The organism is Nocardioides sp. (assembly GCF_035429765.1).
Lineage (GTDB): Bacteria > Actinomycetota > Actinomycetes > Propionibacteriales > Nocardioidaceae > Nocardioides.
Map to the genome: position 1 here is coordinate 1 of NZ_DAOMFK010000068.1, position 14,490 is coordinate 14,490.

The 14,490-nt window shown below is 74.1% G+C and carries 14 protein-coding genes; 9 read left to right on the forward strand and 5 right to left on the reverse strand.

Annotation, left to right across the window (positions count from 1 at the left end; genetic code table 11):
* The first annotated feature begins 35 nt into the window (after positions 1-35).
* The 7 genes from hypF to PLP61_RS08355 all read left to right on the forward strand — a co-directional run bounded on the left by hypF (position 36) and on the right by PLP61_RS08355 (position 6,387).
* The gene (gene hypF / locus PLP61_RS08325) at positions 36-2,411 is read left to right on the forward strand and encodes a carbamoyltransferase HypF (protein ID WP_324502163.1); all 2,376 of its coding nucleotides are present in this window, start codon (positions 36-38) and stop codon (positions 2,409-2,411) included.
* Positions 2,412-2,415: 4 nt separating this feature from the next.
* The gene (locus PLP61_RS08330) at positions 2,416-3,111 is read left to right on the forward strand and encodes a HypC/HybG/HupF family hydrogenase formation chaperone (protein WP_324502164.1); all 696 of its coding nucleotides are present in this window, start codon (positions 2,416-2,418) and stop codon (positions 3,109-3,111) included.
* Complete coding sequence (gene hypE / locus PLP61_RS08335; protein WP_324502165.1) at positions 3,108-4,193, forward strand: hydrogenase expression/formation protein HypE; 1,086 nt, start codon at positions 3,108-3,110, stop codon at positions 4,191-4,193. The genes PLP61_RS08330 and hypE overlap by 4 nt, the downstream gene beginning before the upstream one ends.
* A 14-nt stretch (positions 4,194-4,207) precedes the next feature.
* Positions 4,208-4,480 (forward strand): HypC/HybG/HupF family hydrogenase formation chaperone, encoded by a 273-nt coding sequence (locus PLP61_RS08340; protein WP_324502166.1) that lies wholly within the window; start codon positions 4,208-4,210, stop codon positions 4,478-4,480.
* Positions 4,477-5,628: a hydrogenase formation protein HypD gene (hypD, locus tag PLP61_RS08345; RefSeq protein WP_324502167.1), complete on the forward strand. Its 1,152-nt coding sequence runs from the start codon at positions 4,477-4,479 to the stop codon at positions 5,626-5,628. The genes PLP61_RS08340 and hypD overlap by 4 nt, the downstream gene beginning before the upstream one ends.
* A gap of 89 nt (positions 5,629-5,717) precedes the next feature.
* A complete protein-coding gene (locus PLP61_RS08350; protein WP_324502168.1) occupies positions 5,718-5,927 on the forward strand; it encodes a YgaP family membrane protein in 210 nt (69 codons plus the stop codon).
* Positions 5,928-5,997: 70 nt separating this feature from the next.
* Positions 5,998-6,387: an effector-associated constant component EACC1 gene (locus tag PLP61_RS08355; protein WP_324502169.1), complete on the forward strand. Its 390-nt coding sequence runs from the start codon at positions 5,998-6,000 to the stop codon at positions 6,385-6,387.
* 85 nt (positions 6,388-6,472) lie between these two features.
* On the opposite strand, the gene PLP61_RS08360 is transcribed toward PLP61_RS08355, so the two are convergent.
* Positions 6,473-8,686 (reverse strand): caspase, EACC1-associated type, encoded by a 2,214-nt coding sequence (locus tag PLP61_RS08360; RefSeq protein ID WP_324502170.1) that lies wholly within the window; start codon positions 8,684-8,686, stop codon positions 6,473-6,475.
* A 147-nt stretch (positions 8,687-8,833) separates the two neighbouring features.
* Here PLP61_RS08360 and PLP61_RS08365 point away from each other — a divergent pair, with 147 nt between their 5' ends.
* Positions 8,834-9,610 carry a sigma-70 family RNA polymerase sigma factor gene (locus PLP61_RS08365; RefSeq protein WP_324502171.1) on the forward strand — a complete coding sequence of 259 codons (777 nt, stop codon included), beginning with the start codon at positions 8,834-8,836 and terminating at the stop codon, positions 9,608-9,610.
* A 76-nt stretch (positions 9,611-9,686) separates the two neighbouring features.
* Positions 9,687-10,547, forward strand: coding sequence for a methylenetetrahydrofolate reductase (locus PLP61_RS08370; protein WP_324502172.1), 861 nt, complete (start codon positions 9,687-9,689; stop codon positions 10,545-10,547).
* 10 nt (positions 10,548-10,557) lie between these two features.
* Here the strand turns inward: PLP61_RS08370 and PLP61_RS08375 are convergent, their stop codons facing one another.
* The 4 genes from PLP61_RS08375 to PLP61_RS08390 all read right to left on the reverse strand — a co-directional run.
* Positions 10,558-11,142, reverse strand: a complete 585-nt coding sequence (locus tag PLP61_RS08375) for a DUF1638 domain-containing protein (protein ID WP_324502173.1) — start codon at positions 11,140-11,142, stop codon at positions 10,558-10,560.
* 37 nt (positions 11,143-11,179) lie between these two features.
* Positions 11,180-13,135 carry an ASKHA domain-containing protein gene (locus PLP61_RS08380; protein ID WP_324502174.1) on the reverse strand — a complete coding sequence of 652 codons (1,956 nt, stop codon included), beginning with the start codon at positions 13,133-13,135 and terminating at the stop codon, positions 11,180-11,182.
* Positions 13,132-14,025 carry a dihydropteroate synthase gene (locus PLP61_RS08385; protein ID WP_324502175.1) on the reverse strand — a complete coding sequence of 298 codons (894 nt, stop codon included), beginning with the start codon at positions 14,023-14,025 and terminating at the stop codon, positions 13,132-13,134. The genes PLP61_RS08380 and PLP61_RS08385 overlap by 4 nt, the downstream gene beginning before the upstream one ends.
* An 88-nt stretch (positions 14,026-14,113) precedes the next feature.
* On the reverse strand, positions 14,114-14,490 hold a 377-nt coding region (locus PLP61_RS08390; RefSeq protein WP_324502176.1), incomplete at its 5' end, for a cobalamin B12-binding domain-containing protein.

Below are 14,490 nucleotides of genomic sequence, written 5' to 3' on the forward strand. Positions count from 1 at the left end.
CCTGCGGCCCGCCGGTGCGGTTGTCTTCGTGATCCGTGGCAGGTGCGCCGTCCGACCCGGTGGTACGCCGGCGCCTCGTCGTCCGGGGCGTGGTGCAGGGCGTCGGGTTCCGCCCGCACGTGGCCCGGCTGGCCCGCGAGCTCGCGCTGGGCGGCCGCTGCCGCAACGACGCGACCTGCGTGGTGGTCGAGCTGGAGGGGCCGGCGGCCGCGCTGGCGGACTTCGAGCGCCGGCTCCGCACCGAGGCACCGCCGCTGGCCCGCATCATGTCGGTGGAGTCCGCGGACGTCGTACCCACCGGCGAGAGGGACTTCACGATCTCCGGCTCGACCGCGACCCCCGGCGCCCGGACCATGGTCCCGCCGGACTCCGCCGTTTGCGAGGACTGCCTGCGCGAGATGCGCGACCCGGCCGACCGCCGCTACCGGCACGCGTTCATCACCTGCACCAACTGCGGGCCGCGGTTCACGATCACCCTCGACCTGCCCTACGACCGGCCGGTCACGACGATGGCCGCCTTCCCGATGTGCGGCCGGTGCGCAGGGGAGTACGCCGATCCCGCCGACCGCCGGTACCACGCACAGCCGATCGCCTGCCACGACTGCGGCCCCACCCTCACCTTCGACGAGTCGGCGCGGGGGGAGGAGGCGCTGGCGCAGGCCGTCGCGGCGCTGCGTGCGGGCCGGATCGTCGCGATCAAGGGCATCGGCGGGTTCCACCTGGCCTGTGCCGCCGGTGACGCGCGCGCGGTGGCCGAGCTCCGCCGGCGCAAGCGGCGCCCGGACCAGCCGTTCGCGCTGATGGCCGCGGACCTGGCCGTCGCCCGCCGGATCGCCGTGCTCCCCCCGGATGCCGCCGACGTGCTCGCGGCACCGGAGCGGCCGATCCTGCTGCTGCCCCGCCGGGAGTCCGAGCTGGTCGCCGACGCTGTCGCCCCCGGCCTGGCCGAGCTCGGCGTGATGCTGCCTTACGCCCCCCTGCACCACCTGCTCCTCCAGCCGCACCCCGACGGCACCCCCGCCGCTGCGCCGGTGCTGGTGATGACCTCGGGCAACCTCTCCGGGGAGCCGCTGTGCTTCACCGACGAGGACGCACGCAGCCGGCTGGCCGGGATCGCCGACCACTTCCTCAGCCACGACCGGGAGATCGCCGTGCCCTGCGAGGACTCCGTGCTGGCCTGGGACCCCGACGCGCCGGTCGGTGAGCGGGTGGTCCCGGTACGCCGCTCGCGGGGGTACGCCCCGCTCCCGGTGGCACTGCCCGGCCCCGACGGCGCCTCGGTCCTGGCGGCAGGGGCCGAGCTGAAGAACACCGTCGCGCTCGCCCGCGACCGGCTGGGGTTCGTCTCCGCCCACCTCGGCGACCTCGACAGCCTGGAGAGCCGCGCGGCGTACCGCCGGGCGACCGCCCAGATGCTGCGGTTCCACCGGGCCAGCCCGGCCCTGGTCGTGGCCGACCTGCACCCCGGCTACCTCTCCCGGGCCTGGGCGGCCGAGCTCGCCGCCGAGCTGGACGTGCCGCTGCACGACGTCCAGCACCACCACGCCCACCTGGCCTCGCTCGCCGCCGAGCACGGACGGCTCGAGGAGGACCTGCTCGGCGTCGTGTTCGACGGCACCGGCTACGGCTGCGACGCCACGATCTGGGGCGGGGAGCTCCTGGTGCTCACCCGCGGTGGACTCACCGCCGAGCGGGTCGGGCACCTCGGCACCGTGCGGCTGCCGGGCGGCGACGCCGGCGTGCGCAACCCGGTACGCCAGGCCGGCCTGGCGATGCTCGCCGCCGGTGTCGACCTGGCCGGTACGCCGGTGGCCGGCGCGCTGAGCGACGCCGAGCGGGCCCTGCTCCCGAGCCTTCTCCACCACGACGGCGGCTGGGTGGCCACCAGCAGCGTGGGCCGGCTCTTCGACGTGGTCGCGGCGATGCTCGGCGTGCGCCCCCGGGTGAGCTACGAGGCCCAGGCGGCCATCGAGCTGGAGGTGCTGGCCCGCACCTGGCGCGCGGAGCAGGGGCCCGGGGCCACCGCGCTGCCGCTGCCGGTCATCGAGGCGGCCGGGGACACCATCGTGGACCCCGACCCACTGGTGCGCGCCGTGGCCACGGCCCAGGCCGCCGGGGACCCGCCGGGCCTGCTGGCCTGGTCGTTCCACGTGGCGCTCGCGGGGGCGGCAGCACGCCTGGCGGGAGCGGAGGCGGACCGGCGAGGGCTGGGTACCGTGGGTCTGACCGGCGGAGTCTTCGCCAACCGGACCCTGCTCGGCCTGCTCCGCGCACGGCTGGAGGAGGCGGGTCTGGAGGTGCTGACCCACCGGCTCGTGCCCGCCAACGACGGCGGGCTCGCGCTCGGACAGGTGGCCGTCGGGCTGCGCGCGTTGCAGGATGTCGTGGAGGACCACGAGGGAAGGCGGTGAGGTGATGGGCCAGGCAGCCCCGCGGCCTCCCGCCGCCGAGGCGGCCGTGACGGCCGTGGACGTGACCGCCGTGGCTCGGGCACTGGCGCGCCGGGTCCGCGCCGGGGCCACGCTCTGGTTGCTCACCCCGGCCGGAGAGGCCGACCACCCTCTGGACGGCCTGCGCGAGAGCACCGGCCCGGCCCTCCCCCTGGCGCTGCTGGACGCCGACGACCCCGTGACCCAGGCCCGGACGGCGGCCCGGGCGGGCGACGTACTCGTGCTCGGCTCCGTGCCCGACGACCCGCTCGCCCGTGAGCTGGCCCGCCGGGCCCCGGCCTGGGGGGTGAGCACCTGCTGGGTCGGCGGCGGCGCCGGCCGACCGCCCGTGGGTGGGGCCGATCTCGTGGTGTGGGCACCGCACCGCTCCGGCGCGCCCGGTCTGGCCGAGGAGCTGGCCGGGCAGGTACGCCGGCACCTGGCCGACCCGGACCTGACCGCCGACCCCGGCCCCTCCCAGGACGAGGTGTGTCTGACCTGCTCCGACCAGGCGCGGCTGGTCGAGGTGGTCTCGGCACCCGACGGGCTGCTGGCCCCCGCGGTGGTGCGCGGCCCGGCCGGTGAGGAGACGGTGGACGTGACGCTCGTGGGTGAGGTCCGTCCGGGCGACCTGGTGCTCGTCCACGCAGGCACCGCCCTGACCCGGCTGGAGGAGCGGTGAGCCCCGAGGAGACCAGCGAGGCCCGGGCCCTGCGCCGGATCGAGGCGTTCCGGCACCGCCGGCCACGGCTGGTCGAGGAGGTCGTCACCCTGGCGCACGGCGCGGGCGGCAAGTCCTCGGCGGCGCTGACCGAGGCGGTGTTCGTGGAGGCGTTCGCCAACCCGGTGCTGGCCACCCTGGAGGACGCCGCCACGCTGACCCTGCCGTCCGGTGACCGGCTGGCCCTGTCCACCGACTCCTACGTCGTCCAGCCGCTGCGGTTCCCGGGCGGCTCGATCGGGCACCTCGCCGTGCACGGGACCGTCAACGACCTGGCCGTCTCCGGCGCCGAGCCCCGCTGGCTGTCGGCCGGGTTCGTGCTCGAGGAGGGCCTGCCGGTCGAGGTGCTCCGTGACGTCGTCGCGGACATGACCGAGGCGGCCGCCCGGGCCGGCGTGGAGATCGTCGCCGGGGACACCAAGGTGGTGTCCCGGGGGGCCGCCGACCGGCTTTTCGTGAACACCACCGGGGTCGGCGTCGTCCCCGCCGGGCGCGAGCTCGGCACGCACCTGGTGCGACCAGGCGACCGGGTGCTGCTCTCCGGAGCGATGGGCGACCACGGCATGGCGGTCATGCTCGCCCGCGGCGACCTGGCCCTCGAGGCCGACATCGCCTCCGACACCGCCCCGCTGACCGGCCTCGTGGCCGACCTGCTGGCGGCCGCACCCGGCACCCGCTGGATGCGCGACGCCACTCGCGGCGGTGTGGGCACGGTGTGCAACGAGCTGGCCCGCCAGGCGGGCCTGGGGGTGGTCCTCGAGGAGGACCGGCTACCCGTGCACCCGGCGGTGACCGGGGCCTGCGACCTGCTCGGCATCGACCCGCTGTACGTCGCCAACGAGGGCCGCCTGGTGGCGGTCGTCCCCGCCGAGCAGACGCCCGACGCCCTGGCGGCGCTGCGCGCGCACGAGCTCGGCGCCGAGGCCGAGCTCGTGGGCGAGGTGGTGGCCGAGCCGCCGGGCATCGTGGCGATGAGGACGTCCTTCGGCGGGACCCGCATCGTCGACATGCTGGTGGGCGACCCCCTGCCCCGGATCTGCTGAGAGAGGAGGCGCTCATGTGCTTGGGGATCCCCGGCCGGCTCGTCGGGACCGTGGACGCCGACAACCACCTGGCCACGGTGGACGTGAACGGCGTACGACGGACCATCTCGGTGCGGCTTCTCGCCGACACCGGCCTCGCGGAGGGCGACTGGGTGCTGGTGCACGTCGGCTTCGCGCTGGCCCAGATCGACGAGGAGGAGGCCCGCCTCACCCTCGACCAGCTGGAGCGGATGGGCCGCGACTACGCCGACGAGCTGGCGCAGTTCGGCACGACGGACGTGCGGTGAGGTTCGTCGAGGAGTTCCGCGACCCGCAGGCGGCGCGGGCGCTCGTCGCCGCGATCACCGAGCTCACCGCGGCGCTCGGCCGCGACGCCGAGGCGCCGTACAAGTTCATGGAGGTCTGCGGCGGACACACCCACACCATCTACCGGCACGGGCTCGAGCACGTGCTGCCGCCCGGGGTCGAGCTGGTGCACGGACCCGGCTGCCCGGTGTGCGTGATCCCGATGGGCCGGATCGACGACGCCATCTGGCTTGCCGAGCAGCCGGGGGTCGTGTTCGCCACCTTCGGCGACATGATGCGCGTGCCGGGCTCGCGGGGCTCGCTGCTGGACGCCAAGGCGCGCGGCGCCGACTGCCGGTTCGTCTACTCCCCGCTGGACGCGCTGAAGATCGCGCTGGACGACCCCGCCCGGCACGTCGTGTTCTTCGCTGTCGGCTTCGAGACCACCGCCCCGTCCACCGCGGTCACGCTGCTGCGGGCCCGGCAGCTGGGCGTGACCAACTTCTCGGTGTTCGCCAACCACGTGACGATCGTGCCGCCGATCCGAGCGATCCTGGACAGCCCCGACCTCCGCCTGGACGGCTTCCTCGGCCCCGGCCACGTCTCGACGGTGGTCGGCACCGGCCCGTACGCGTTCGTCGCCGAGACCTACCGCAAGCCGCTCGTGGTGGCCGGCTTCGAACCGCTGGACGTCCTGCAGTCGGTGCACATGCTGCTCACCCAGCTGCACGAGGGCCGCTGCGAGGTGGAGAACCAGTACGCCCGCGTGGTGCGGCCCGAGGGCAACCCCCAGGCGCTGCGGCTGCTGGAGGAGACCATGGAGCTGCGGCCGCACTTCGAGTGGCGGGGCCTGGGGTCGATCCCGCTCAGCGCGCTCAAGGTGCACCGGGACTTCGCGGCCTGGGACGCCGAGGAGCGCTTCTCGATGCCGGGGGTGCGGGTCGCCGACCCCCGGGCCTGCCAGTGCGGGGAGGTGCTCCGCGGTGCCCTCAAGCCGTGGGAGTGCCGGGTGTTCGGGACCGCCTGCACCCCCGAGACCCCGATCGGCACCTGCATGGTGTCGTCGGAGGGCGCGTGCGCGGCGTACTACAACTACGGCCGCCTGCACCGCGAGACCGCGCTGCTGGTGGGGCGACGCCCGCCGGAGTGAGACCCGGATCACACGCGGGGGCGGTATCCCCCCGAGCCCGTGCGTCGTCCATGGGAGGACAGCACACACCACGCCCGGGAGGGACACCCATGAACACCAACGTCGGAAGCTCCGACAGGATCATCCGCCTCGTCGTCGCCGTCGTCGCGGCCGTCGTCGCCTTCATGGTGGGCGCCGGGTCGGTGCTGGGCATCCTGCTGCTGGTCGTGGCCGCGGTCATGCTGGTCACCGCCGCGGTGGGCTTCTGCCCGCTCTACCGCGTCTTCGGCGTCAGCACCTGCCGCCCGCGCGTCCACTGACCCTCGCGCACGGGCGAGCGGCCGCGGGCGATCTAGACTGAGCGGATCGCCGAGCGAGTGAGGTGGTCGCATGGCCGAGGACATCCTGGTCGAGCTCTTCGACGTGGACGCGGATCCCGACGAGGTCGACCGGTTGACGCGCGCGGTGCGCGAGGAGCTCCTGGACATCGACGAGGTCGGCACGGTCCGGCCGGCGGAGGCGGGCCCGGCACCCGAGGGCACCCGGGGCCTGACGCTCGCCGCGCTGGGCGCCCTGCTCGTGCAGGCGCCGGCCACGGTCGAGGTCGTGGCCAAGGTGCTCTCGGTGATCCGGTCCTTCCTGTCCCGAGGCGGGAGCGAGCGCACGATGCGCGTGACCGTCAACGGCCAGAGCATCGAGCTGACCCCGACGAAGGAGCAGCAGCAGGCCCTGGTGGACCGCTTCCTCGCTCAGGCGGTGCCACCCGCCCCCGGGGCCTGACCGCGTCGTACGGCGCGTGACGTCATCCGGACGGAGGTGGCGTCGGCTCCCTCCGTACGACGTCGCGGGGTTGCGTGCGGGTGGCTCAGTGGCTCCCCCAGCTGGGGTGGCCCAGCTCACCGGAGGCGATCTCGCGCCCCTCCTCGTCGTCGACGCTGCCGACCCACAGGCGCTCGCCGGAGGGGTCGACGGTGACCACGGCGCCGGCCCGGCCGTCCGGGGACCAGGCCACCGCACGCACGTCCCCGGTGTCGGTCAGCTGCTGCACCTCACCCGAGGGTGTCCTGACGAACGCGTCGCCCGCCCGTCCCTGTGAGGGGGAGCGGAGGAACAGGATGCCGGCCGGGGACCAGTCCGGCTGGCCCTCCCACTCGGTGACCCCCGGGTCCAGCGGTGCGAGCTGGTCGCTGCCGTCGGCCGGCACCGAGTGCAGCGTCCACGGTCCCGCGGAGTCCGTCCCGGCGACCACGAGCACCTGGCCGTCTCCGGTCCAGGCCGGGTTGGGTCCCAGGTACGCCGTCTGCGCCAGCGTGCGCACGACGCCCCCGTCGTGGCCGACGACCACCAGCCCGGTGGCCTGCAGGTCGTCGCCCAGGCACACCACGGCCAGCTCCCTGCCGTTCGGGCTCCAGGCGGGGCGGCCGGTCCCCGGGCACTCCTCGGTGGCGGCGGCGTCCAGGAGCAGCCGGTCCCCGCTGCCGTCGGCCCGCACCAGGTGGGGCACGGTGAGCCCGGAGTCGTCCTGGACGACGTAGGCGATCCAGGTGCGGTCCGGGGAGGGGTTCGCCCACTTGAGGTGACCGGTCAGCAGCGTGCGTTCGGCGCCGGACGCGGTGTCGATGGCCACCAGCTCGCTGGTCCCGGAGCCAGTGGCCCGGTCGATCACGAGCTCGGTGTCGGGCAGGGTGGCCGGGGAGGCGGCCGCGGGCAGTCCTCCGGAGGACGAGGGGGACCCGTCGCTGCCGTCGGCCAGCCAGCGGTTGGTGGTCACCCCGACCAGGGCCGCCACCGCGAGCGCCGCGGCCGCGCCGACGGCCAGCGAGCGGCGGTTCCGGTGGTGCCAGGGGTCGACCTCGACGTCCTTGCGGCCCTCGAGGTCGTCGGTGGGCTCCTCGACGTCGGTGGTGGTGTGGACCTCGGTGGCGTCCTCGCCGGTGGTGCTGTCGACGTCGGTGGTGTCCTGGACGTCCGGGGTGTCCTGGACGTCCGGGGTGTCCTGGACGTCCGGGGTGGGCGGGACGTCGGTGGTGGTGTCCGCGACGTCGGTAGGGGCCCGGTCGTCCTCCGTCACGACGTCCGTGGGGGTCGCCGGGTCGACAGGTTCGGCCGACGCGAGGGCGGTGGCGGCCGCTCGGCGGACCTTCTCGCTGTCGTCGGTGCTGGCCAGCCTCTCCAGCGCCAGCCGGGCTGCGAGCGCCCGCCCCGGGTGTCCGGAGACGAGCACCGCGTGCAGCGGTTCGACGGCGGCCTCACGCTCCCACGGCAGGAGGCTCTCCAGCGACTCGCGCACCGGCGCGGGCAGGTCTGCGGGCGTGGAGACCGGTGCGCCCCGGCGGGCGACGTACAGGTCGCCCTCCACGTCGAAGGCCCACTTCTTCGGGGTCTGCTCCGGCGCCACCCGGGTGACCTCGTCGTGCACGTAGGCGTAGAGCTCGTCGAGGGACACCCAGCCGTCGAGGTCCCGGTCGGCGTCACCGGTCCGCAGGCCGTTGACGAGGGCGCCGGTGAACACCGAGGGCTGGGTCGCCTCCACGTCGCCGTCGGTGAGCGTGTCGCCCTCGAAGGCGAACTGCAGCGCGGAGGAGGCGGTGATCACCGCACGTCCGCGGCCGCCGAGGCGCTCGTTGAGGTCGAGGGGGCCTGCGGCACGCGCGGTGAGGCCGCGGGCGAAGGCCCCGGAGTAGCAGCAGTCGAGCAGGAGCAGCACCCGGCCTGCCCGCGAGCGGTCCATCATCTTGTTCACGAAGCTCGAGGAGACGGCGGTGGCCTCCAGGAGGTCCAGCGTGGTGTCCGTGGCGGCGAAGTAGAGCTCGCCGCTGTCGTCCTTCAGGCCGTGGCAGGAGATGTGCAGCAGCAGGAGGTCGCCGGGTCGGCGCTTGCCGAAGAACCGCGCCACCGCCCGGTTGATCTCGTGGGAGGGCTGGTTCACCAGGGACTCCACGGTGAACCCGCCGATGTCCGGGTCGCCGAGGACCTCGACCAGCGCGGCGGCGTCGTGCTCAGGGGCGCGCAGACTGGTCAGCCCGGGGTCGGTGTAGGCGTCGGTCGCGATGATCAACGCACTGCGTGCGTCGGCCATGGGTCCCACCTCCCGGCATCCCGGCGACCGACCCGGCCGCCGTACCGGATCGGCACCTTCCCACGGTCCTCAGGCGGACCAGGGGTGTCAACCACCTAGGAGCGCGGGCGGAGCCGCGGGATACGCCGGGGGCGCTATCGTCGCGGTGTGCCACTGGACGCGGACCTGGTCGTGGCCGAGCTGCCCGGCCTGCTCCGCTACGCGATGGCGCTGACCCGCGACCCGGACCGCGCCGCGGACCTGGTCCAAGACACCGTCGCCCGGGCGCTGGAACGCTCCGACCAGTACCGCGGTGAGTCCGCACCGGCGACCTGGCTGCACCGGGTGATGTACCACCTGTTCGTCGACGACGTACGCCGTCGCGCTGCGGACCCCGTCGAGGACGAGATGCTGGCCGGCGCGGTCGAGGCCGCCTGGCGCGACGACGCCTACACCGTCGACGCCGAGGCGGTGCTGCTGCGCGCCGAGGTCCGTGAGGAGCTGTACGACGCGCTGGTGCGCCTACCGGTCGGGTACCGCTCGGCCGTGGTCCTCCACGACGTGGAGGGGCTGACGGCCGGCCAGGTCGCGGAGGTCGCCCAGGTCTCGCTGCCGGCGGCCAAGCAGCGGATCCGCCGCGGCCGGGCGATGCTGGTCAGCGCGCTGGCCGGCGGCGTGGAGCGCCGGGAGGCCACCCGCGGCGTCCCGATGCGCTGCTGGCAGGCGCGGTCGCGGATCGACGACTACCTCTCCGGGGAGCTGGCCGAGGCGGACCGGACGGTGCTGGAGCAGCACCTCGCGGCGTGTCCCACCTGTCCGGCGCTCTACGCCTCGATCGTCGGGGTCACCGAGGCGCTCGGCTCGATGCGCGACCCCGACACGGTCGTGCCGCCCGTGCTGGCCGCGCGGGTGCGCGCCTTGACGCGCGGGGCGGACGCCACGTAGCAGGGGGTGGCCGCCGGGGCCTCGGCGCCACTACGCTGACCGCACAGTCGGTGCGTATCACGGAACAGGATGCACGATGCGCAACATCTTGCGGCACCACGAGGACTCGCGCACAGTGCTGCGCCTGCTCGAGCACGCGCGGTACGAGGTGCTCCCCACCGCGACGATCGAGGAGAAGCTCGCCACCGGCGTACCGACCGGCGTGCAGCTCACGGTCACCGCCTCGCCGACCAAGGGTCTGGACCAGACCCTGGCGATGTCCGAGCGGCTCCGGGCGGCCGGCTACGACGTCGTGCCGCACCTCGCCGCCCGGATGGTCTCCGGACGCAGCGAGCTGGCCGAGATCGTGGAGCGGCTGCGGGCCGCCGGAATCACCGACGTCTTCGTCCCCGGCGGAGACGCCCAGGCGGTCGGCACCTATCCCGACGCCCTGGCGCTGCTGGAGGACCTCGTCGACCTCGGCCGGCCGTTCCGTCACGTCGGCATCGCCGGCTACCCCGAGTCGCACCCGACCATCCACGACGACGTGACCATCCAGTCGATGTGGGACAAGCGCAGGTTCGCCACCCACGTGGTGAGCAACCTGACGTTCGACCCCAAGGTGATCCGCACCTGGCTGGCGCGGATGCGCAACCGGGGCATCACCATGCCGCTGCTGCTCGGCGTCCCGGGCCCGGTGGACCGGACCAAGCTGCTCGCGATGGCCACCAAGATCGGCGTCGGAGACTCCTCGAAGTTCCTGGTCAAGCACAAGGGGCTGATGGCCAGGCTCACCGCGCCGGGCGGGTTCACCGGGGAGCGTTTCCTGCAGCAGTGCGCCCCGGCGCTCGGCGCCCCGGCGGCCCTGGTGGAGGGGCTGCACGTGTACACGTTCAACCAGGTGGCCGAGACCGAGGCCTGGCGCCAGGAGCTGATGGCCCGGCTGCGGGAGAGCTGAGCCGCGCGGCCTACCGGGGGGCGGCCACCAGGTCGGCCAGGGCCGACTCCAGGCCGTGGTGCCCGGTGTCGACCACCGTCAGCGGCAGGCCGAGCCGGGCCGCCGCGTCCTCGGCGAGCGCGGCCAGCTCGGGGTCCGGCTGCTGGGCCAGCCACACCACCCGCGTGTAGTGCCCGAAGTAGTCCTCGCGCAGCTCCGGCCAACGGTCCAGGCCCAGCTCGCGCTCGACGGTGCGCCCGAACGAGCGGACCAGGAAGTCGGTGAGCACGTAGGTCCCCGGCTCCTCGGTGAAGTACGCCGCGAGCCGCTCGGCGCCGCCGTACACGTCGTAGCAGTGCAGGCCGGGGAGGCGCTCCAGGCCGAGCTCGGCGCACACCACGTCCAGGGCGCCGTAGGTGCCGCAGTCGGCGTACCCGACCGCCACCCGGTCGTAGCTCCCCGCCAGCCGCTCGGCCAGGGCGCGCACCTCACCGGCGATCAGCCGGGGCTGGTTGTGCAGCAGCGGCGGGAGAGGGTGGACGTCGACCGGCCAGCCGCGGCGCTCGGAGATCTCGGCGGCCGGCTGGGCCAGCGCCCCGCAGGCCACCAGCGCCACCCGGGACGTGCCACCCGCGCTCCTCGTCCCCGGTCGGCTAGAAGGCGAGCTGCTCGACGAAGCGGTCGTTGAAGTCCGCGCGGTCGGAGAGTTCGACATACGTCACCTCCTCGAGCAGCGTGTCCGCCCCGGCACGCTCACGCAGGGACAGCAGCACCATCTTCGCGCCCTCACCGGCCACGTTGCCGGCCGAGACGATCCGCAGCACCGGCAGACTCGGCACCAGCCCGATCCGCACCGCGGCGGCGGGGGAGAGGTAGGAGCCGAACGAGCCGGCCAGCAGCACCTGCTGCACGTCGTCCGCGGTGAGCCCGAGCTCCTCGAGCAGCAGCGTCCAGCCGGTGGAGATGGCGGCCTTGGCGAACTGCAGCTCGCGGACGTCGCGCTGGGAGAGGTAGACGCACTCCGCCACCGGGGTGTCGGGCGAGGGCCGGTGCAGCACGAAGACCCGCTCCTCGCCGACCCTGGTCAGCCGGTCCGCCAGCGCCGGCGCCTCCTGCGCCGCCACCTCCTCGGGCACGAACCGGCCCGAGGGGTCCAGCAGCCCGACCCGGACCAGCTCGGAGACCGCGTCGACCAGCCCCGAGCCGCACAGCCCGCGCGGCTCGACGTGGCCGATGACGCCCAGCTCGACCGGGCCGGCCGGCTGGTCCGCAGCCGCCGGGTGCAGCCGGACCACCTCGATCGCGCCGTCGTCGGCGCGCATGCCGCAGCGGATCGCCCCGCCCTCGAACGCCGGTCCGGCGGGCGCTGCGGTCGCGACGATGCGGTCGCCGTCGGAGAGCACGATCTCGCAGTTGGTGCCGACGTCGATCATCAGCCGGGTGCGCTTGTCCCGGTCCATCCCGGTGGCCAGCATCCCGGCCACGATGTCGCCGCCGACGTAGGCCCCCAACGACGGGAACACCGTCGCCCTGGCCCGCGGGTGGACCACGAGGCCCAGGTCGGCGGCGAGCACGGTGGGGAAGGACGCGGTGGACATCACGAACGGCGCCACGCCCAGCGGCTCGGGGTCGATCCCGAGCGCGAGCGCGGTCATCGTCGCGTTCCCGGCCAGCGCGACCTCGTAGACGCGGCCGGGATCGACGCCCGCCTCCGCGCACACCTCCGCCGCCAGCTCGGCCAGCGTCTCGGCCGCGGCCCGCTGGAGCCTGCCCAGCGCCTCGGGGTCGAGCATGGTGGCCGAGATCCGGGTGATCACGTCGCCGCCGAAGGGCTGCTGCCGGTTGAGCATCGAGCTCACCGCGAGCGGCGTTCCGGTGTCCAGGTCCAGCAGCGTGGCCACCACGGTGGTGGTGCCCAGGTCCACCGCGAGCCCGTAGCGGCTGCCGGTGGTGTCCCCGGGCTCCACGTCGACCAGGGCCTCGTCCACGACCACCGCGGTCACCTTGAAGTCGGCCTCTCGAAGCACCGTGGGCAGCCGCCGCAGCACGGCCAGGTCGCAGGTGAGCTCGAGGTCGTCGATGGCGGCCAGCAGTCGGACCACGTCGGTGCGCTGGTCGGCCAGGGTCGGCTCGGCGAGCTCGACGTACCGCTTCTGCACCGCCGGCCGCAGGATCACCTGGCGGCCGACACCCACGGTGGCGGCCTTGGGACGGGTGGTGAGCGGGGGGACGTCGACCGCGAGGTCGCGGGTGGCGGCCACCAGGCAGGCGAGCCGCCAACCCTCGGAGAGCTCGGCCGGCGTGAAGGTCCGCTCGTCGTGACGGGTCACCGGCACGGCGGCCTCCACGCGCACCCGGCACTTGCGGCAGGTGCCGTGCCCGCCGCAGGTCGAGTCGATGGCGATGCCGTTCCAGGAGGCGGCGTCGAAGACGCTCACCCCGGGGGGGACGCGGACCGCCCGTGGGCTGGTCGTCCCCCCGGCGGACCCGACGGTGAACGCCAGCTCCACCCGGCCGGAGCCGTCGTGGCCGGGGATCTCCGGGACCGGCTCGAGCAGACCCTCGCGGCGCAGCTCCTCGAGGGAGAAGTCGGGTCGGTCGTCGGTCACGTCGTGCCGGCGCCCTCGGCTGCCTTGCGGGCGCGCGCGCCCGCGATCCAGCTCATGCCCCACTCGTCGTGCCCGAGCAGCAGGTCGGCGGCCTTGACCGCCAGCACGATCTCGGGGGTCCGGCAGTCCATGATCGCGCTGGTCAGCCCGGCGGTCATCGCCATCGGGAGGAAGGTTGCGTTCAGCGCGTGCCGCTCGGGCATCCCGAAGGACACGTTCGACGCACCGCAGGTCATGTTGAGCCCGAACTCGTCGCGGATCCGGCGCATCGTCTCCATCGTGGCCTCGCCCGTGCTCGTGTCGGCGCCGATCGGCATCGCCAGCGGGTCGATCACCAGGTCGTGCATGGCGATGCCGTACTCGCCGGTGGCCACGTCGACGATCTTCTTGACCAGCTCGAGCCGCTTCTCCGGCTCCATCGGGATCTCGTCCTCGTCGTTGGGCAGGGCGATCACCGCGGCGTCGTACTTCTTCACCAGCGGGAGGATCGCCGCCATCCGCTCGTCCTCGGCGGTGATCGAGTTGACCAGTGCCCGGCCCTGGTAGACCGACAGCCCGGCCTCGAGCGCCTCGACCACCGAGGAGTCGATGCAGATCGGCTTGTCGGTCAGCCCCTGGATCTTCAGGATCGCCTTGGCGAGCAGGTCGGCCTCGTCGGTGAGCGGAACGCCCATGTTGACGTCGAGGATGTCCGCACCGCCCACGACCTGCGCCGCGACGTCGCGCTCGATCGCCGACAGGTCGCCCGCGCGCAGCTGCTCCTGGAAGATCCGCCGGCCGGTGGGGTTGATCCGCTCCCCGATCAGGCAGAACCGGTGGTTGCGCCCGATCACGACCTCTTGCGTGGCCGAGCGGATCCGGGTCTCGAAGTGGACGCTGGCCCCGCTCATGGTCTTCCTCCTGAGGTGGTGGTGGCGTGGGACGTCATCCGGAGGGAGCCGACGGGTGCGCCGACCGGATGACGTCGTGGTCGGACGCTCATGCCGGCACCGCCGCGCGGCGCCGGTGCAGCAGCTCCTTGGCCCGCTTGACGGTCGCCGAGGCGTCGGCGGCGTACCCGTCGGCCCCGACCACGTCGGCGTACTCCTGGGTGACCGGGGCGCCGCCGACCATCACGATCACCTGGTCGCGCAGTCCGGCCTTCTCCAGAGCGTTGATGTTGGCCTTGAACATCGGCATGGTCGTGGTGAGGAACGCCGAGAAGCCGACGATGTCGGGCCGGTGCTCCTCGATGGCGGCGACGAACTTCTCCGGTGGCACCTGCACACCGAGGTCGATGACCTCGAAGCCGGCGCCTTCCAGCATGATGTTGACGAGGTTCTTGCCGATGTCGTGGACGTCGCCCTTGACGGTGC

What these genes read in the sequence shown, in the direction of transcription:
- PLP61_RS08385 (WP_324502175.1), bottom strand. Translation starts at nt 14,025, where the DNA reads ATGAGCGGGGCCAGCGTCCACTTCGAGACCCGGATCCGCTCGGCCACG.
- PLP61_RS08360 (WP_324502170.1), bottom strand. Translation starts at nt 8,686, where the DNA reads ATGGCCGACGCACGCAGTGCGTTGATCATCGCGACCGACGCCTACACC.
- PLP61_RS08340 (WP_324502166.1), top strand. Translation starts at nt 4,208, where the DNA reads ATGTGCTTGGGGATCCCCGGCCGGCTCGTCGGGACCGTGGACGCCGAC.
- PLP61_RS08350 (WP_324502168.1), top strand. Translation starts at nt 5,718, where the DNA reads ATGAACACCAACGTCGGAAGCTCCGACAGGATCATCCGCCTCGTCGTC.
- PLP61_RS08370 (WP_324502172.1), top strand. Translation starts at nt 9,687, where the DNA reads ATGCGCAACATCTTGCGGCACCACGAGGACTCGCGCACAGTGCTGCGC.
- PLP61_RS08330 (WP_324502164.1), top strand. Translation starts at nt 2,416, where the DNA reads ATGGGCCAGGCAGCCCCGCGGCCTCCCGCCGCCGAGGCGGCCGTGACG.
- PLP61_RS08355 (WP_324502169.1), top strand. Translation starts at nt 5,998, where the DNA reads ATGGCCGAGGACATCCTGGTCGAGCTCTTCGACGTGGACGCGGATCCC.